We start from the raw sequence: 16,542 nt of genomic DNA on the forward strand, positions 1-16,542 counted from the left end.
GGGGTGCGGGGCGGGTAGTCACTCGTCGGCCGGTCCTGAAAAGGCCCGGCCTCCCCAAGCCCAAGTACGAAGACGCAAGTCAAGTCAGAATCTCTAAGGAGACAGAGCAGTGGCCAAGGCCAAGTTCGAGCGGACCAAGCCGCACGTAAACATCGGCACCATTGGACACATCGACCACGGCAAGACCACTCTGACCGCGGCGATCACCAAGGTGCTCCACGAGCGTTACCCGAACCTCAACGAGGCGACCCCGTTCGACAAGATCGACAAGGCGCCCGAGGAGAAGGCTCGTGGTATCACGATCTCCATCGCGCACGTCGAGTACCAGACCGAGCAGCGCCACTACGCTCACGTGGACTGCCCCGGTCACGCCGACTACGTGAAGAACATGATCACCGGTGCGGCTCAGATGGACGGCGCGATCCTCGTGGTCGCCGCCACCGACGGCCCGATGCCGCAGACCAAGGAGCACGTCCTCCTGGCCCGCCAGGTCGGCGTCCCCTACATCGTTGTCGCCCTGAACAAGGCCGACATGGTGGACGACGAGGAGATCCTGGAGCTCGTCGAGCTCGAGGTCCGCGAGCTTCTCTCGGCTCAGGAGTTCCCCGGCGACGACCTGCCCGTCGTCCGCGTCTCGGCGCTGAAGGCGCTTGAGGGCGACGAGAAGTGGGGCGACAGCATCATCGAGCTCATGACCGCTGTGGACGAGAACGTCCCGCAGCCGGCTCGTGAGACCGACAAGCCGTTCCTCATGCCGATCGAGGACGTCTTCTCGATCACCGGTCGCGGCACCGTCGTCACCGGCCGTATCGAGCGTGGCATCGTCAAGGTCAACGAGACCGTCGACATCATCGGCATCAAGGACACCAAGACCACCACCACGGTCACCGGTGTCGAGATGTTCCGCAAGCTCCTCGACGAGGGCCAGGCGGGCGACAACGTCGGTCTGCTCCTGCGCGGCATCAAGCGTGAGGACGTCGAGCGCGGCCAGTGCATCATCAAGCCGGGCACGACCACCCCGCACACCGAGTTCGAGGCTCAGGTCTACATCCTGTCCAAGGACGAGGGCGGCCGCCACACGCCGTTCTTCAACAACTACCGTCCCCAGTTCTACTTCCGTACGACTGACGTGACCGGTGTTGTTAACCTGCCCGAGGGCACCGAGATGGTCATGCCCGGTGACAACACCGAGATGAGCGTCTCGCTGATCCAGCCCATCGCGATGGAGGACGGTCTCAAGTTCGCCATCCGTGAGGGTGGCCGCACCGTCGGTGCGGGTCGAGTGACCAAGATCATCAAGTAGTACGATCGCGGAGTGGCGGTCGGCCCTCAACACAGGGCCGGCCGCCGCACCACGAGGGGGCTCGCGCCCCCGGCAGCACCCCCACGAACCGTGATCTCGCAGTTGGTTCGGCCACGGAGTGACCGAAGTAACTGCCAGATCACGGAAGAAAGCGCAGATCCACAGTGTCTGCTACGTGGGGCTGGGAGAAGAAGCCGAGCCGGTGACGGCGGGATTCCGGAGACGGGCCCGCAGGACACCGGACGAGGTGGACTCGACCTCATACAGCGGCAACAGGCCGCACGTAACTTTTTCAGACGACAGCGAAGGACACCGAGGCCATTATGGCGGGACAGAAGATCCGCATCCGGCTCAAGGCCTATGACCACGAGGTCATCGACAGCTCGGCCAAGAAGATCGTCGAGACGGTGACGAGGACTGGCGCTAAGGTCGCGGGCCCGGTGCCGCTGCCGACCGAGAAGAACGTGTACTGCGTCATCCGCTCGCCGCACAAGTACAAGGACAGCCGCGAGCACTTTGAGATGCGCACGCACAAGCGGCTGATTGACATCATCGACCCGACGCCGAAGACGGTCGACTCGCTCATGCGACTCGACCTCCCCGCCGGCGTTGACATCTCGATCAAGCTCTGAGGGAACGCACTGACATGGCTAAGCAGATCAAGGGCGTCCTGGGCAAGAAGCTCGGCATGACCCAGGTCTTCGACGCGGACAACCGGATGGTCCCGGTGACCGTCGTCGAGGCTGGTCCGTGCGTCGTGACCCGCGTCCGCACCCCCGAGAAGGACGGCTACTCCGCCGTACAGCTCGGCTTCGGGCAGGTCGACCCGCGGAAGGTCAACAAGCCGCTCGGCGACTACCTGCGCAAGCACGACATCACCCCGCGCCGCTACTTCGCGGAGATCCGCACCGAAGACGCGGGCGACTACACCCTGGGCCAGGAGCTCTCCGCCGACACCTTCGAGGCCGGCCAGTTCGTCGACGTGACGGGCAAGAGCAAGGGCAAGGGTTTCGCCGGTGTCATGAAGCGCCACGGCTTCAAGGGCCTCAGCGCCTCGCACGGTACCCAGCGCAAGCACCGCTCGCCGGGTTCCATCGGCGGCTGCGCCACCCCGGGCCGCGTCTTCAAGGGCCTGCGCATGGCCGGTCGGATGGGTAACGTCCGCACCACCGTCCAGAGCCTCAAGGTTCACGCCGTGGACGCCGAGAAGGGCCTCATCCTGATCAAGGGTGCGATCCCCGGCGCCAACGGCAGCCTGGTTCTCGTCCGTACCGCTGCCAAGAAGGGGGCTGCCAAGTGAGCACCATTGACGTCCTCGACGTGAGCGGCGCGAAGACCGGCACCGTCGACCTGCCCGGCGACATCTTCGACGCCAAGGTCAACATCCCGCTGATCCACCAGGTCGTCGTGGCCCAGCTCGCCGCTCGCCGGCAGGGCACCCACAAGGCCAAGACCCGCGGTGAGGTCAGCGGTGGCGGCAAGAAGCCGTACCGCCAGAAGGGCACCGGCCGCGCCCGTCAGGGTTCGACCCGCGCTCCGCAGTTCGCCGGCGGTGGCACCGTCCACGGACCGCTTCCCCGGGACTACTCCCAGAAGACCCCCAAGAAGATGAAGGCCGCCGCCCTGCGTGGCGCCCTCTCCGACCGGGCCAACGGCGGTCGCGTTCACGTGGTCAGCGCCCTGGTCCAGGGTGAGACCCCGAAGACCAAGGCGGCTCTCGAGTCGCTGCGGAAGATCACGCAGACCCGTAGCGTCCTCGTCGTCGTCGACGAGGGTGACGAGCTCACCTGGATGAGCCTGCGCAACGCGCCCGAGGTCCACCTGCTGGACGCCGGGCAGCTGAACACCTACGACGTGCTCTGCTACGACGACGTCGTTTTCACTCAGGAGGCGTACGACCAGGTCGTCACCCGCCTGAGCAAGAGCGGGAAGGAAGACGCCTGATGCAAAAGATCGCCGACCCGCGCGACATCATCATCAAGCCGGTTGTGTCGGAGAAGAGCTACGGCCTCATCGACGAGCACAACAAGTACACGTTCCTGGTGCGGAAGACGGCCAACAAGACGCAGGTCAAGATCGCCATTGAGCAGATCTTCGGCGTCAAGGTGGCCAGCGTCAACACCATCAACCGCCAGGGCAAGCGCAAGCGGACCAAGGCCGGTTACGGGCAGCGTCCCAGCACCAAGCGCGCGATCGTGAGCTTGGCCGAGGGAGACCGGATCGACATCTTCGGCCAGGTCGGCTGACCCGCTCGCTCAGTAAGTAACAGGTAGAACGCCCCTCGTCGACAGGCGAGGGGCATTCGACCGGATTAACCGACGAAGGATGAACGAAAAAGATGGGCATCCGTAAACTCAAGCCGACGACCCCGGGTCGCCGCGGCGCCAGCGTCTCGGACTTTTCCGAGATCACGCGCAGCACGCCCGAGAAGTCGCTGCTTGCACCCCTGCACAGCAAGGGTGGCCGTAACGTCCACGGCCGAGTCACCACCCGCCACCAGGGTGGCGGTCACAAGCGTGCTTACCGGATCATCGACTTCCGGCGCCACGACAAGGACGGGATCCCGGCCAAGGTCGCTCACATCGAGTACGACCCGAACCGCACGTCCCGCATCGCTCTGCTGCACTACGCCGACGGGGAGAAGCGCTACATCCTCTGCCCGACCGGCCTCAAGCAGGGCGACCTGATTGAAAACGGCCCCGCGGCCGACATCAAGCCGGGTAACTGCCTCCCGCTGCGCAACATCCCGACCGGTACCTTCATCCACGCGGTGGAGCTCCGTCCGGGTGGCGGCGCCAAGCTGGGCCGGTCCGCCGGTGCGCAGATCCAGCTTCTCGCCAAGGAGGGCCAGTACGCCACGCTGCGTATGCCCTCCGGCGAAATGCGCCAGGTCGACGTCCGCTGCCGGGCCTCCATCGGCCAGGTCGGCAACGCCGAGCAGGCCAACATCAACTGGGGTAAGGCCGGCCGTATGCGGTGGAAGGGCAAGCGCCCCACCGTCCGCGGTGTCGCGATGAACCCGGTCGACCACCCGCACGGCGGTGGTGAGGGTAAGACCTCCGGTGGTCGTCACCCCGTCAACCCCAAGGGCAAGCCCGAGGGTCGTACTCGTGCGGCGAACAAGGCCAGCGACCGGCTGATCATCCGTCGTCGGACTAAGCGGAAGAAGCGGTAGGAGCAGCCAAAATGCCACGTAGCCTTAAGAAGGGTCCCTTCGTGGACGACCACCTTCAGAAGAAGGTGGATGTCCAGAACGAGAAGGGCACCAAGAACGTCATCAAGACGTGGTCGCGGCGCTCCATGATCGTGCCGGACATGCTCGGTCACACGATCGCCGTTCACGACGGCCGCAAGCACGTCCCGGTGTTCGTCACCGAGTCGATGATCGGTCACAAGCTCGGTGAGTTCGCGCCGACGCGGACGTTCCGCAGCCACGTCAAGGAAGACCGCCGCAGCCGGCGGTAAGCGCCTGTCGAAGAAGGTAAGAGGAGTAAGCGATGGAAGCCAGGGCTCAGGTGCGGTTCGCGCGCCACACGCCCATGAAGGCCCGCCGTGTGGTGGACCTCATTCGCGGGCTGCCCGCTTCGGAGGCGCAGGCCGTGCTGCAGTTCGCTCCCCAGTCGGCGAGCGAGACCGTGTACAAGGTGCTGTCCAGCGCCATTGCCAACGCGGAGCACAACTTCAAGCTCGACCGCGACACGCTCTTCGTGAGCCGTGCGTGGGTCGACGAGGGCCCGACGCTGAAGCGGTTCCGTCCCCGCGCTCAGGGTCGTGCCTATCGGATCAACAAGCGGACGAGCCACATCACCGTGATCGTGGAGTCCCGCGAGCCGAAGGGGAGGACCCGCTAGTGGGTCAGAAGGTTAACCCGCACGGGTTCCGCCTCGGCATCACGACCGACTTCAAGAGCCGGTGGTATGCCGACAAGCTCTACAAGTCGTACGTTGCCGAGGATGTGGCGATCCGCCGCATGCTCAAGAAGGGCATGGAGCGGGCCGGCATCTCCAAGGTGGAGATCGAGCGGACCACCGACCGGGTACAGGTCGACATTCACACCGCCCGTCCGGGCATCGTCATCGGCCGCCGCGGCGCCGAGGCCGACCGGATCCGTGGTGACCTCGAGAAGCTGACCAAGAAGCAGGTCCAGCTGAACATCCTCGAGGTCAAGAACCCCGAGATCGACGCTCAGCTCGTCGCTCAGGGTGTGGCCGAGCAGCTGTCCAGCCGTGTCTCGTTCCGTCGGGCCATGCGCAAGGCGATGCAGTCGGCCATGAAGAGCGGCGCCAAGGGCATCCGGGTGCAGTGCTCCGGCCGTCTGGGCGGCGCTGAGATGTCCCGTTCGGAGTTCTACCGCGAGGGCCGCGTGCCCCTGCACACCCTCCGTGCGGACATCGACTACGGCCTCTACGAGGCCCGTACCACCTTCGGCCGCATCGGCGTGAAGGTGTGGATCTACAAGGGTGAGGCCCCGACCAGCCGCGCCGAGCGTGAGGCGGCTGCCGCCGGCGCTCGTGCGGGCCAGCGTCGGGACCGCGACGACCGTCGCGGTGGCGGCGCCGGTGGCGACCGTCCCCGTCGTGGCGGCGGCGCCGGTGGCGACCGTCCCCGTCGTGGCGGAGCCGCTCGTGGCGACCGCGCACCCAGGACTGAGGCGGCCTCGCAGGCTGCCCCCGAGACCGGCCCGGCTGCGCAGCCGGGTGCTGAAGGGAGCTGACCATGCTGATCCCGCGCAGGGTCAAGCACCGCAAGCAGCACCGGCCCGACCGTCACGGCGCCGCCAAGGGTGGCACCAGGGTCGTGTTCGGCGAGTTCGGCATTCAGGCGCTTGAGCACTCCTATGTGACCAACCGCCAGATCGAGTCGGCTCGTATCGCCATGACTCGTCACATCAAGCGTGGCGGCAAGGTCTGGATCAACATCTACCCGGACCGTCCCCTCACCAAGAAGCCGGCCGAGACCCGCATGGGTTCCGGTAAGGGTTCGCCGGAGTGGTGGATCGCCAACGTCAAGCCCGGTCGCGTCATGTTCGAGCTGTCGGGTGTCGCTGAGCCGGTGGCTCGCGAAGCCCTGCGTCGTGCGATGCACAAGCTCCCGATGAAGTGCCGGTTCGTTAAGCGTGAAGTGGGTGAGGCGTGATGGCTAAGGGCCTGACCGCCGGTGAGCTGCGGGTGGAGGACCAGGACACCCTGGTCCAGAAGCTGAAGGAAGCCAAGGAGGAGCTGTTCAACCTCCGCTTCCAGGCCGCGACCGGCCAGTTGGAGAGCCACGGGCGGCTGCGTGCCGTCCGCCGCGAGATCGCCCGTATCTACACCGTGATGCGCGAGCGGGAGCTCGGCATTGTTACGGTTGAGAAGGAGTCGATCGATGGCTGAGACAGCTGAGAGCACAACCGAGACGCGGAACTACCGCAAGACCCGTGAGGGTCTGGTCGTCAGCGACAAGATGGACAAGACTGTCGTCGTCGCTGTCGAGGACCGCGTGAAGCACCCCTTGTACGGCAAGGTCATCCGTCGGACGACCAAGTACAAGGCGCACGACGAGGCCAACGCCTGTGGCGTCGGCGACCGCGTCCTCCTGATGGAGACCCGGCCGCTGTCCGCCAGCAAGCGCTGGCGGGTCATCGAGATTCTCGAGAAGGCCAAGTAAGAAACGCGCCTCGTGGGGGGTGACGCAGTCACCCCCCATGCTGGTGTCCAAGGGGGCGAGGTTGATCTTCGCTCCGCCTGCGGCGGCGGCTCGTGGGCGAGAATGCCGAGCCTGGCACGGCGGGAAGGCGCAAGCCGTACCGCGAGGGTGCTGGGGGAGGCGGACTCGGCCAGTCGGAACTGTCGCCGGGGGAACAAGACCACATCAGGTTCCGCAAGGCTCACCGCGGGTGAGAACCAGCGAGACAAACAGGAGTACAAGTGATCCAGCAGGAGTCGCGACTCAAGGTCGCCGACAACACGGGTGCGAAGGAAGTCCTTTGCATTCGTGTGCTCGGTGGCTCGGGTCGGCGCTACGCGGGAATCGGCGACATCATCGTCGCCACGGTCAAGGACGCCATTCCTGGCGGCACCGTGAAGAAGGGCGATGTGGTCAAGGCCGTCATCGTCCGGACTGTCAAGGAGCGCCGCCGGCCCGACGGCTCCTACATCCGCTTCGACGAGAACGCCGCCGTCATCATCAAGGACAGCGGTGACCCTCGTGGCACGCGTATCTTCGGCCCCGTCGGACGTGAGCTGCGTGACAAGAAGTTCATGCGCATCATCTCGCTCGCGCCGGAGGTGTTGTAATGCCGAAGCTCCACGTGAAGAAGGGTGACCTGGTTCAGGTCATCGCCGGTAAGGACAAGGGTGCCAAGGGTCGTGTGCTCGCCGCCCACCCGCGCGAGGAGCGCGTGGTGGTCGAAGGCGTCAACATGATCAAGAAGCACTCCAAGGAGACCAACCAGGGCCCGCGTGGCGCCAAGACCGGCGGCGTGCAGACCATGGAGGCTCCCATCCACGTGAGCAACGTCAAGAAGCTCAAGGATGACGAGAAGCCTGCCAAGAAGGAGTCGGCCAAGGCCGCCTCTGACGAGTCGGGTGAGGACAACTGATGACCGCGAACACCACTGAGTCCGTCGCGACCGAGCGGCAGCTCCCGCGCCTCAAGCAGCGCTACCGCGAAGAGATCATCGCGAAGCTGCACGAGGAGTTCGGGTTCGAGAACATCATGCTGGTGCCCACGATCACCAAGATCAAGGTGAACATGGGTGTCGGCGAGGCCGCGCGCGACTCGAAGCTCATCGACGGCGCCGTCCGTGACCTCACCGTGATCACCGGTCAGAAGCCGGCGGTCGTCCGGGCCCGCAAGTCCATCGCCCAGTTCAAGCTGCGTGAGGGCATGCCGATCGGCGCGCACGTCACGCTGCGCGGCGACCGCATGTGGGAGTTCCTGGACCGGCTGCTGTCGCTGGCGCTGCCGCGTATCCGTGACTTCCGCGGCCTGTCGCCCAAGCAGTTCGACGGCAACGGCAACTACACCTTCGGTCTCACCGAGCAGGTCATGTTCCACGAGATCGACCAGGACAAGGTCGACCGTCAGCGTGGTATGGACATCACGGTCGTGACCACCGCGAAGACCGACGACCAGGGCCGGGCGCTGCTCAAGCTCCTCGGTTTCCCCTTCAAGGAGGCCTGATCATGGCGAAGACGTCGCTCAAGGTCAAGGCTGCTCGCAAGGCCAAGTTCGAGGTCCGGGCGTACACTCGGTGCTCGCGCTGTGGTCGTCCCCGCGCTGTCTACAGGAAGTTCGGCCTGTGCCGCATCTGCTTCCGCGAGATGGCGCACCGGGGCGAGCTGCCTGGCATCACCAAGTCCAGCTGGTAGCCGGCCGCGCGGTCCTGTGGACGCCACAGGCTCGCGCGGGCTCCCAGCCGTACATAGAAGTTCGTATTCACCGGGCGCTGCCTCAAGCGCCCATGACCGCACCGAAGGTCCCTTGTGGAAACCGCGGTGAGGAAGGCCACCGGCCATGACGATGACCGACCCGATCGCAGACATGCTTACGCGTCTGCGAAACGCGAACTCGGCGTACCACGACACCGTGGCGATGCCGTACTCGAAGATCAAGGCGCACATCGCCGAGATCCTCCAGCAGGAGGGTTACATTCAGGCCTGGAGCGTCGAGGACGCCAAGGTCGGAAAGAACCTCGTGGTGGAGCTCAAGTTCGGGCCGAGCCGTGAGCGGTCGCTCGCGGGCCTGCGCCGGGTTTCCAAGCCCGGCCTGCGGGTCTATGCAAAGAAGGACAACCTGCCTCGGGTCCTGGGCGGACTGGGCGTCGCGATCATCTCGACGTCCGGTGGCCTCATGACCGACAAGCAGGCCGGCAAGCGTGGAGTGGGCGGGGAAGTCCTCGCCTTCGTTTGGTAGAAGGGAGAAATCACAGCATGTCACGTATCGGACGGCTGCCCATCCCTGTACCGAACGGCGTGGACGTCGCCATCGACGGCCGGGATGTCACGGTCAAGGGCCCCAAGGGCACGCTCTCTCACAAGGTCGCGGAGCCGATCGACGTCGCCAAGGGCGACGACGGCACCGTTACCGTCTCTCGTCCCAACGACGAGAACAAGGTCCGTGCGCTGCACGGACTGTCCCGCACGCTGATCGCCAACATGGTGACCGGTGTGACTCAGGGTTACTCCAAGACCCTGGAGATCGTGGGCGTCGGTTACCGCGTTCAGGCCAAGAGCCCGACTCAGCTCGAGTTCGCTCTCGGCTTCAGCCACCCGGTGATCGTCGACGCCCCCGAGGGTGTCTCCTTCCGCGTAGAGAAGCCGACCCTGTTCCACGTGGACGGCATCGACAAGCAGAAGGTCGGCGAGATCGCCGCGAACATCCGCAAGTTGCGCAAGCCCGACCCGTACAAGGGCAAGGGTGTGCGTTACCAGGGCGAGGTTATCCGCCGCAAGGTCGGAAAGGCTGGTAAGTAGGCATGGCTGGCAAGACTGCGTTCGGCAAGCACACGGCCGCCCGCGCCGTCTCGCGGGCCCGCCGCCACGGCCGAGTCCGCAAGAAGGTGGTCGGTACGGCCGCGCGTCCGCGCCTGGTCGTCAACCGTTCCACGCGACACCTGTTCGTGCAGATCGTCGACGACGCCCAGGGCCACACGCTGGTGAGCGCCTCCACCATGGAGTCCTCCCTGCGCGCGGACTCCGGCGCGAAGACCGACAAGGCGAAGCAGGTCGGCGAGCTTCTCGCTCAGCGGGCCAAGGCTGCCGGGATCACCGCGGTCGTGTTCGACCGTGGCGGAAACCGCTACGCGGGTCGCATCGCGGCCCTCGCGGACAGCGCCCGCGAAGGCGGGCTGGAGTTCTGATGGCCCGTTCTAACAAGAGCAACGAGAAGAGGAACCACTGATGGCTGGAGCTCCGCGTCGCGGTGGCGCCGCCGGTGGCGAGCGGCGTGACGGTCGTCGTGACGATCGCCGCGGTGGCAACGCTGACAAGGGCGTCTCGTACATCGAGCGCGTCGTAAAGATCAACCGAGTGGCCAAGGTCGTGAAGGGCGGTCGTCGCTTCAGCTTCACCGCCCTCGTCATCGTCGGTGACGGCAACGGCATGGTCGGCGTCGGCTACGGCAAGGCCAAGGAAGTGCCCGCGGCCATCGCCAAGGGTGTCGAAGAGGCCAAGAAGCACTTCTTCAGGGTGCCCCGTATCCAGGGCACCATCCCGCACATCGTGCAGGGTGAAGAGGCCGCCGGTGTCGTCTTCCTCCGTCCGGCCTCGCCCGGTACCGGCGTCATCGCCGGTGGCCCGGTGCGCGCCGTGCTGGAGTGCGCCGGCATTCACGACGTGCTGTCCAAGTCGCTCGGCTCGGACAACCCGATCAACATCGTGCACGCCACCGTGGCCGCTCTGAAGGGCCTCAGCCGCCCCGAGGAGATCGCGGCCCGCCGTGGCCTGCCGATCGAGGACGTCGCCCCCAAGGCCATGCTCAAGGCTCGCGCCGAGGGCATCGCGGAGGCAGCGGCTGCTAAGGCGGTGAGCTAGCCAATGGCACGCCTGAAGATCACTCAGGTCCGCTCGAAGATCGGTGGCAAGCAGAACCAGCGTGACTCGCTGCGTTCCCTCGGTCTGAAGCGAATCGGCGATGTCGTCGTCAAGGAGGACCGGCCGGAGATCCGCGGCATGGTCACCGTGGTGACGCACCTCGTCACCGTGGAAGAGGTCGACTAGACATGGCAGACAACACTCCGCTCCGTCTCCACCACCTGCGTCCGGCTCCCGGCGCCAACAAGTCGAAGGTCCGCAAGGGCCGCGGCGAGGCGTCCAAGGGCAAGACCGCCGGTCGTGGCACCAAGGGTACGAGGGCGCGGAACAAGGTTCCTCTCGGTTTCGAGGGTGGCCAGGTTCCGCTCCAGCGCCGTCTGCCCAAGATGAAGGGCTTCTCCAACGCCCTGTTCAAGACGACCTACCAGGTCGTCAACCTGGACAAGCTCAGCGAGCTGTTCCCCGAGGGTGGCGACGTCACCGTCGAGACGCTGGTCGCCAAGGGCGCGGTCCGCAAGAGGCAGCTCGTGAAGGTTCTGGGAACCGGCGACATCTCCGTGGCGTTGAACGTGCAGGCGCACGCCTTCTCCGCCAGCGCCAAGGAGAAGATCACCGCAGCCGGTGGCTCTGTCTCGGAGCTGTAGGCATAATGCCGATGGCTCTGTCTCGGAGCCGCGGGCATAATCACGCGGCGCGGGGGCTCATTATGGGCCCCCGCGCCCGTAGTGCGTTAGAGTTCGCTGGATAGTGGGCCTCAACTCATTTCCGCCGGCTCGCTGACTTGAGATAGCAAAGATGGACCACCCCCGAACCATCGCTGACCGACCTCGCCTTTCAGGCGCGCAGGAGGGACCGTGCTGACCGCGTTTACCCGAGCGTTCCGTACGCCGGACCTGCGCAATAAGTTGCTCTTCACACTGGGCATCATCGCGCTGTTCCGGCTCGGCTCGGTTCTTCCGACTCCGGGTGTCAACAACGAAAACATCGCCCGATGCCTCCAGCAGGCACAGGCCGGCGATGCCGGCAACATCTACGGCATGGTGCAGCTGTTCAGCGGTGGCGCCTTGCTGAAGCTGTCGGTGTTCGCGCTCGGCATCATGCCGTACATCACCGCGAGCATCATCCTTCAGCTTCTGGTGGTGGTGATCCCGCGCCTGGAAGCCCTCAAGAAGGAGGGGCAGGCCGGCCAGACCAAGATCACACAGTATACGCGTTACCTGACGATCGGCCTGGCGATCCTCCAGTCGACCGCCTTCATCGCCCTCGCGCGCACCGGGCAGCTGTTCCCGCAGTGCCGTGAGGACATCCTGCTGGACAAGGACAACGTCTTCGCCATCATCACGATGGTGCTGACGATGACCGCCGGTACGGCCGTCATCATGTGGCTGGGTGAGCTCGTCACCGACCGCGGCGTCGGCAACGGCATGTCCATCCTGATCTTCACCCAGGTCATCGCGGTCTTCCCGTCCGAGCTGCTGAACATCGGCCGCCAGAAGGGCGCCTTCGTCTTCGCCGTGGTGATCGTGACCGGTATCGCGATGATCGCCCTGGTGGTCATGGTCGAGCAGGCCCAGCGCCGGATCCCGGTGCAGTACGCCAAGCGGATGGTGGGCCGCCGGATGTACGGCGGGACCTCGACCTACATCCCGTTGAAGGTGAACCAGGCGGGCATCATCCCGGTCATCTTCGCCTCCTCGCTGCTCTACCTTCCGCAGCTGGTCACGACGCTGTTCAGCAACTCCCAGGAGGAGCCGAACGCGGTCGTCCAGTGGATCCAGCAGAACATGGTCACGGGTGACACCCCGGCCTACATGATCACTTTCTTCCTGCTGATCGTCTTCTTCACTTACTTCTACGTGTCCATTACCTTCAACCCCGTTGAAGTCGCTGACAACATGAAGAAGTACGGTGGGTTCATCCCGGGTATCCGCCCGGGCCGGCCGACGGCTGAGTACTTGAACTACGTGCTCACGCGACTCACTGCTCCCGGTGCGCTCTATCTGGGCCTGATCTCCATGGTGCCGATCATCGCACTGGCGCTCGTCGGCGCGAGTCAGAACTTCCCGTTCGGAGGGACGAGCATTCTGATCATGGTTGGTGTCGGCCTTGACACCGTGAAGCAGATCGAGAGCCAGCTTCAGCAGCGCAACTACGAAGGCTTCCTGAAATAGTGCGTCTCGTCCTGGTAGGGCCCCCCGGAGCGGGTAAGGGGACACAGGCCCAGTTCGTTGCATCGAACCTGTCCATCCCGAAGATCTCGACAGGTGACATTTTCCGTGCCAACGTCTCGGGCGGCACGGAGCTCGGCAAGCTTGCCAAGGAATACATGGACCGCGGCGACCTCGTGCCCGACGAGGTCACCATCGCGATGGTCCGCGACCGTCTCTCAGAGAGCGACGCGCAGGACGGCTTCCTGCTCGACGGCTTCCCCAGGAACGTGCCCCAGGCCGAGATCCTGAAGAAGATGCTCGAGGAGTTCGGCGCCGGACTGGACATCGTCCTGGAGCTCGTGGTCGACGACGAGGAGGTCGTGCGCCGGCTGGCCGGCCGCCGTACCTGCAGCCAGTGCGGCCGCATCTGGCACGTCGACTTCGACGACAAGAAGGACGACATCTGCGACGCCTGCGGTGGACGGCTCTACCAGCGGGACGACGACAAGGAGCAGACCGTCCGGCACCGCCTGGAGGTCTACCAGGAGCAGACCGCTCCGCTGGTCTCCTTCTACGCCGACGAGGGCATCCTGGTCGGGGTGGACGCGACCGGCCCGGTGGAAGAGGTCACCCAGCGCGCGATGGAGGCCCTGCGCCCCTTCGCGGGCTAGCGACATTCACCCAGCACGCCATCCATGGGCTCCCATGGGTGGCGTGCTGTCGTTTAGGGCACAATCGGGGGAATTGGGCTCCCGGATTGCCCGTTGAACCACCCCAGGGGGTGTGCACGTGTTCAAAAAGAACAAGCATGGAATTCAGGTAAAGACGCCTGAGCAGCTGGAGAAGATGCGGGCGGCGGGGCTGGTGGTCGGCCGGACGCTGAAGCTGCTCCGCGAGAGCGTCCAGCCCGGGATGACGCCGCTGGACCTCGATGTGATCGCGGAGAAGGCGATCCGGGACGAGGGGGCGATCCCCTCCTTCAAGGGCTACCAGGGTTTCCCGGCGTCGATCTGCGCGTCGGTGAACGACGAGGTCGTCCACGGCATCCCCGGCAGCCGGCGCGCGCTGCGGGAGGGCGACGTCATCTCCATCGACTGCGGCGCCATCCTGGACGGCTGGCACGGGGACTCGGCCATCACCGTTCCCGTCGGCGAGGTGGACCCCAAGCTGACCGAGCTGATGCGGGTGACCGAGGAGGCCATGTGGCGGGGCATCGCCGCGCTCACCGTGGGCCGTCACCTGTCCGACATCGGCCACGAGGTGGAGAAGTACGTCCGTTCCCAGGGCCGCTACGGCATCCCCCAGGAGTACGGCGGGCACGGCATCGGCACCGAGATGCACATGGACCCGTGGGTCGCCAACCACGGCAAGCCCGGCCGGGGGCCGCGCTTCGAGCCGGGCATGTGCTTCGCCGTCGAGCCGATGGTGAATCTCGGCACCGACCGGACCAAGGTGCTGTCCGACGACTGGACCGTCGTCACCGTCGACGGCAAGGCCTCCGCGCACTTCGAGCACAGCGTCGCGGTGACCCATAATGGACCTTGGGTACTGACCGCCCTTGACGGGGGTGAGGAGCGGCTTGCCGACCTGTTGGGAGACGCGGGCTGAGTACGGCGCCCGCCGGTGAGCGGATGTGGTCGATGATGGCGGCTGGACCGGAGATGCGGGCATCGGACGGAGACCGGGACAAGGTCGCCTCGGTCCTGCGGGAGCACTACGCGCAGGGCCGGCTCACCGTCGAGGAGTTCGACGAGCGGCTGGAGCGCCTCTACACGAGCAAGACGTACGGCGAGCTCGCCACGCTCACCTCCGACCTCCCCGACGTCGACCTGGGCCGGCTCCCCGCGGTCCCCGATCGCCACCCGGAGCGCCGCGAGGCCCGCGACGTCCGTCAGGCCCAGCGGCGGGGACTGACGGCGATGTGGGCCACCTGGGGGACGGCCAGCGGCATCAACTGGGCGATCTGGCTCATCCTCGGGGTGACGGACGGTTTCGACTTCCCCTACCCCTGGCCGCTGTGGGTGATGGGGCCGTGGGGTGCGGTGTTGCTGGTCACCACCTTCTTCGCCGGACTGGGCGACAAGCGGAACCGGTAATAGTCCACGCCCGGCGTCGAGTGTGCATTCCTTCACAGAAGCCCGGGTCGAATCTTCCTAACGTGAGCGGTGTCCGAACAGCAGGACCCCGTCTCAGGAGGAAGACATGAAGAAGGCCCGCACCCTTCTCGTCGGCGCCGCTCTCGCCGGTTCGCTCGCCGCCGGCCTCGCCGTGGCCCCGGCCCAGGCCGCCACCGCAACGGCCGGCGCCCAGCAGGCCCAGAGCCCCCAGAAGCACTTCTTCGGCCCGTACTACTCGACGTTCGGCGGTGGCGAGAGCTTCGGCCATCGCTCCTACTTCAAGGGCTACTGGTACAAGGACGGCGGTCGCTACTGGTTCTTCGGCGACCTGGTCGACCGGGACCGCGACCGCGAGTACAGCTACGTCTGGTTCAAGTGGCATGACAACTCCGGCAGCCACGTGAAGTACTACAAGACCTTCAAAGGCCGGCACTTCGACAAGTTCGGCGGCTTCAAGAAGAGCCGTGGCTTCGACGACTTCAAGATCCGCGTCTGCGAGGGCGACAACCGCTTCGACGACTGCGGCGGCTGGGGGGACGCCTTCTAGGGCGTTCGGTCAGGCGGACCCTCCGATGATCATGGTCATCGGAGGGTTTTTCGCGTTGTGTCAGAGCTTTACCACCCGTGGCAGTTGTCCTGGACATGACCGGGTAGGTGATCGTTGTCCGGTCAGGCCGTGAGGTGGGGGTGGGTGATGGGCCTCGGGCGAGACCCTGTGACGACGGCCAAAGTCGTGCTGGGAAGCATGGCGGCCCTCATGTTCGCGGGTGGCATGACCGGCGCCGGGGATGTGGAGGTCACGCCGTCGACCGTCCGGCCGGGACAGACGGTCAGCATCTCCGCCGGCCGGTGCGGCACTCCGGCGACCGCCTACTCGGCGGCGTTCCGCGCCACCGCCGCGCGGCTCGTCCATCACGCCCGCGCGATGCAGGGCAGCGCGAGGATCAGCCCCCACGCCGCGCCCGGCACCTACGCCATCACCGTCCGCTGCGTCCAGGGCGGGCCGTACAACGGCACCTTCGTCGTGGGCGACGCCCACCCGACCAGCGGTCCGGACACCGGCGGCGGCGGGCTCGCGATGACCGTCGCCGACCACACCGCGCGTACCGCCTGGCTCTTCGGGTCGCTGATCGCGGTCGTGACGGCGCTGGGCGCGAGCTTCGCGCTGGCGCGCGGGCGCGGCAAGCGAACCGATCACTAGACCTCCGTGTCCGTCCGGGACCTTTCATGCCGCCCATCGGCGGGGCGGCGTTCCGGACGGGCACGGACCCGGCTGTTCCGTCCGCGTCCTTCTGGGCCTCACGTTCGTCGCGCTCGCGGCGGGGTGCGGCGTCGCCGTACCGGAGGGCGGGCGCGGGCGGCCGGTGACCGTGCCGGTGGCCACTCCGGTGGGTGCGCCGTCCGGGTGGGCGTGCCCGTGAGCGACGTTCTTCTTTTCCTTGCGGCGCACCTTCTTC

Annotated in this window: 28 protein-coding genes; all 28 read left to right on the forward strand. The window is 66.0% G+C overall.

Features of this window, described 5'->3' with window-relative positions; all coding sequences use genetic code 11:
* The first annotated feature begins 109 nt into the window (after positions 1–109).
* The 28 genes from tuf to CA984_RS33320 all read left to right on the forward strand — a co-directional run bounded on the left by tuf (position 110) and on the right by CA984_RS33320 (position 16,286).
* On the forward strand, positions 110–1,303 hold the full coding sequence (gene tuf / locus CA984_RS33185; protein WP_012887829.1) for an elongation factor Tu: 1,194 nt from the start codon (positions 110–112) through the stop codon (positions 1,301–1,303).
* A gap of 323 nt (positions 1,304–1,626) precedes the next feature.
* The gene (gene rpsJ, locus CA984_RS33190; protein WP_012887830.1) at positions 1,627–1,935 is read left to right on the forward strand and encodes a 30S ribosomal protein S10; all 309 of its coding nucleotides are present in this window, start codon (positions 1,627–1,629) and stop codon (positions 1,933–1,935) included.
* A 14-nt stretch (positions 1,936–1,949) separates the two neighbouring features.
* A complete protein-coding gene (rplC, locus tag CA984_RS33195) occupies positions 1,950–2,603 on the forward strand; it encodes a 50S ribosomal protein L3 (protein WP_012887831.1) in 654 nt (217 codons plus the stop codon).
* Positions 2,600–3,247, forward strand: coding sequence for a 50S ribosomal protein L4 (gene rplD, locus CA984_RS33200; protein WP_031171160.1), 648 nt, complete (start codon positions 2,600–2,602; stop codon positions 3,245–3,247). Before rplC ends, rplD begins: the two co-directional genes overlap by 4 nt.
* The gene (gene rplW, locus CA984_RS33205; protein ID WP_031171162.1) at positions 3,247–3,549 is read left to right on the forward strand and encodes a 50S ribosomal protein L23; all 303 of its coding nucleotides are present in this window, start codon (positions 3,247–3,249) and stop codon (positions 3,547–3,549) included. The genes rplD and rplW overlap by 1 nt, the downstream gene beginning before the upstream one ends.
* 92 nt (positions 3,550–3,641) lie before the next feature.
* Positions 3,642–4,478 (forward strand): 50S ribosomal protein L2, encoded by an 837-nt coding sequence (rplB, locus tag CA984_RS33210; protein ID WP_012887834.1) that lies wholly within the window; start codon positions 3,642–3,644, stop codon positions 4,476–4,478.
* An 11-nt stretch (positions 4,479–4,489) separates the two neighbouring features.
* On the forward strand, positions 4,490–4,768 hold the full coding sequence (gene rpsS / locus CA984_RS33215; protein ID WP_012887835.1) for a 30S ribosomal protein S19: 279 nt from the start codon (positions 4,490–4,492) through the stop codon (positions 4,766–4,768).
* Between the two features lie 32 nt (positions 4,769–4,800).
* Entirely contained in the window at positions 4,801–5,154 is a 354-nt protein-coding gene (gene rplV, locus CA984_RS33220; RefSeq protein ID WP_012887836.1) for a 50S ribosomal protein L22, read from the forward strand.
* Entirely contained in the window at positions 5,154–6,017 is an 864-nt protein-coding gene (gene rpsC / locus CA984_RS33225; RefSeq protein ID WP_086577412.1) for a 30S ribosomal protein S3, read from the forward strand. Before rplV ends, rpsC begins: the two co-directional genes overlap by 1 nt.
* A gap of 2 nt (positions 6,018–6,019) precedes the next feature.
* Complete coding sequence (rplP, locus tag CA984_RS33230; protein WP_012887838.1) at positions 6,020–6,439, forward strand: 50S ribosomal protein L16; 420 nt, start codon at positions 6,020–6,022, stop codon at positions 6,437–6,439.
* Positions 6,439–6,675, forward strand: coding sequence for a 50S ribosomal protein L29 (rpmC, locus tag CA984_RS33235; protein ID WP_012887839.1), 237 nt, complete (start codon positions 6,439–6,441; stop codon positions 6,673–6,675). The genes rplP and rpmC overlap by 1 nt, the downstream gene beginning before the upstream one ends.
* Positions 6,668–6,949 (forward strand): 30S ribosomal protein S17, encoded by a 282-nt coding sequence (gene rpsQ, locus CA984_RS33240; RefSeq protein ID WP_012887840.1) that lies wholly within the window; start codon positions 6,668–6,670, stop codon positions 6,947–6,949. The genes rpmC and rpsQ overlap by 8 nt, the downstream gene beginning before the upstream one ends.
* A gap of 260 nt (positions 6,950–7,209) precedes the next feature.
* Positions 7,210–7,578 carry a 50S ribosomal protein L14 gene (gene rplN, locus CA984_RS33245; protein ID WP_012887841.1) on the forward strand — a complete coding sequence of 123 codons (369 nt, stop codon included), beginning with the start codon at positions 7,210–7,212 and terminating at the stop codon, positions 7,576–7,578.
* The gene (rplX, locus tag CA984_RS33250) at positions 7,578–7,883 is read left to right on the forward strand and encodes a 50S ribosomal protein L24 (protein ID WP_031171164.1); all 306 of its coding nucleotides are present in this window, start codon (positions 7,578–7,580) and stop codon (positions 7,881–7,883) included. The genes rplN and rplX overlap by 1 nt, the downstream gene beginning before the upstream one ends.
* Positions 7,883–8,467 carry a 50S ribosomal protein L5 gene (gene rplE / locus CA984_RS33255; protein WP_012887843.1) on the forward strand — a complete coding sequence of 195 codons (585 nt, stop codon included), beginning with the start codon at positions 7,883–7,885 and terminating at the stop codon, positions 8,465–8,467. Before rplX ends, rplE begins: the two co-directional genes overlap by 1 nt.
* A 2-nt stretch (positions 8,468–8,469) precedes the next feature.
* A complete protein-coding gene (locus tag CA984_RS33260; protein WP_012887844.1) occupies positions 8,470–8,655 on the forward strand; it encodes a type Z 30S ribosomal protein S14 in 186 nt (61 codons plus the stop codon).
* A 145-nt stretch (positions 8,656–8,800) separates the two neighbouring features.
* The gene (gene rpsH / locus CA984_RS33265; protein WP_012887845.1) at positions 8,801–9,199 is read left to right on the forward strand and encodes a 30S ribosomal protein S8; all 399 of its coding nucleotides are present in this window, start codon (positions 8,801–8,803) and stop codon (positions 9,197–9,199) included.
* A gap of 17 nt (positions 9,200–9,216) precedes the next feature.
* The gene (gene rplF / locus CA984_RS33270) at positions 9,217–9,759 is read left to right on the forward strand and encodes a 50S ribosomal protein L6 (protein ID WP_012887846.1); all 543 of its coding nucleotides are present in this window, start codon (positions 9,217–9,219) and stop codon (positions 9,757–9,759) included.
* A 2-nt stretch (positions 9,760–9,761) separates the two neighbouring features.
* Positions 9,762–10,145: a 50S ribosomal protein L18 gene (gene rplR, locus CA984_RS33275; RefSeq protein ID WP_012887847.1), complete on the forward strand. Its 384-nt coding sequence runs from the start codon at positions 9,762–9,764 to the stop codon at positions 10,143–10,145.
* A 40-nt stretch (positions 10,146–10,185) separates the two neighbouring features.
* Complete coding sequence (gene rpsE / locus CA984_RS33280) at positions 10,186–10,818, forward strand: 30S ribosomal protein S5 (protein WP_012887848.1); 633 nt, start codon at positions 10,186–10,188, stop codon at positions 10,816–10,818.
* Between the two features lie 3 nt (positions 10,819–10,821).
* A complete protein-coding gene (gene rpmD, locus CA984_RS33285; protein ID WP_012887849.1) occupies positions 10,822–11,004 on the forward strand; it encodes a 50S ribosomal protein L30 in 183 nt (60 codons plus the stop codon).
* 2 nt (positions 11,005–11,006) lie between these two features.
* Positions 11,007–11,462: a 50S ribosomal protein L15 gene (gene rplO / locus CA984_RS33290; RefSeq protein WP_031171167.1), complete on the forward strand. Its 456-nt coding sequence runs from the start codon at positions 11,007–11,009 to the stop codon at positions 11,460–11,462.
* Between the two features lie 210 nt (positions 11,463–11,672).
* Positions 11,673–12,989 (forward strand): preprotein translocase subunit SecY, encoded by a 1,317-nt coding sequence (gene secY / locus CA984_RS33295; protein WP_086577413.1) that lies wholly within the window; start codon positions 11,673–11,675, stop codon positions 12,987–12,989.
* Complete coding sequence (locus tag CA984_RS33300) at positions 12,989–13,639, forward strand: adenylate kinase (RefSeq protein WP_012887852.1); 651 nt, start codon at positions 12,989–12,991, stop codon at positions 13,637–13,639. Before secY ends, CA984_RS33300 begins: the two co-directional genes overlap by 1 nt.
* 118 nt (positions 13,640–13,757) lie before the next feature.
* On the forward strand, positions 13,758–14,576 hold the full coding sequence (gene map / locus CA984_RS33305) for a type I methionyl aminopeptidase (RefSeq protein WP_031171171.1): 819 nt from the start codon (positions 13,758–13,760) through the stop codon (positions 14,574–14,576).
* A gap of 53 nt (positions 14,577–14,629) precedes the next feature.
* A complete protein-coding gene (locus tag CA984_RS33310) occupies positions 14,630–15,064 on the forward strand; it encodes a DUF1707 SHOCT-like domain-containing protein (RefSeq protein WP_242676312.1) in 435 nt (144 codons plus the stop codon).
* 106 nt (positions 15,065–15,170) lie between these two features.
* The gene (locus tag CA984_RS33315) at positions 15,171–15,632 is read left to right on the forward strand and encodes a hypothetical protein (protein ID WP_086577414.1); all 462 of its coding nucleotides are present in this window, start codon (positions 15,171–15,173) and stop codon (positions 15,630–15,632) included.
* Positions 15,633–15,800: 168 nt separating this feature from the next.
* Positions 15,801–16,286, forward strand: coding sequence for a hypothetical protein (locus CA984_RS33320; RefSeq protein ID WP_086577415.1), 486 nt, complete (start codon positions 15,801–15,803; stop codon positions 16,284–16,286).
* Positions 16,287–16,542 lie beyond the last annotated feature (256 nt).

The organism is Streptosporangium minutum (assembly GCF_002149035.1).
Lineage (GTDB): Bacteria > Actinomycetota > Actinomycetes > Streptosporangiales > Streptosporangiaceae > Streptosporangium > Streptosporangium minutum.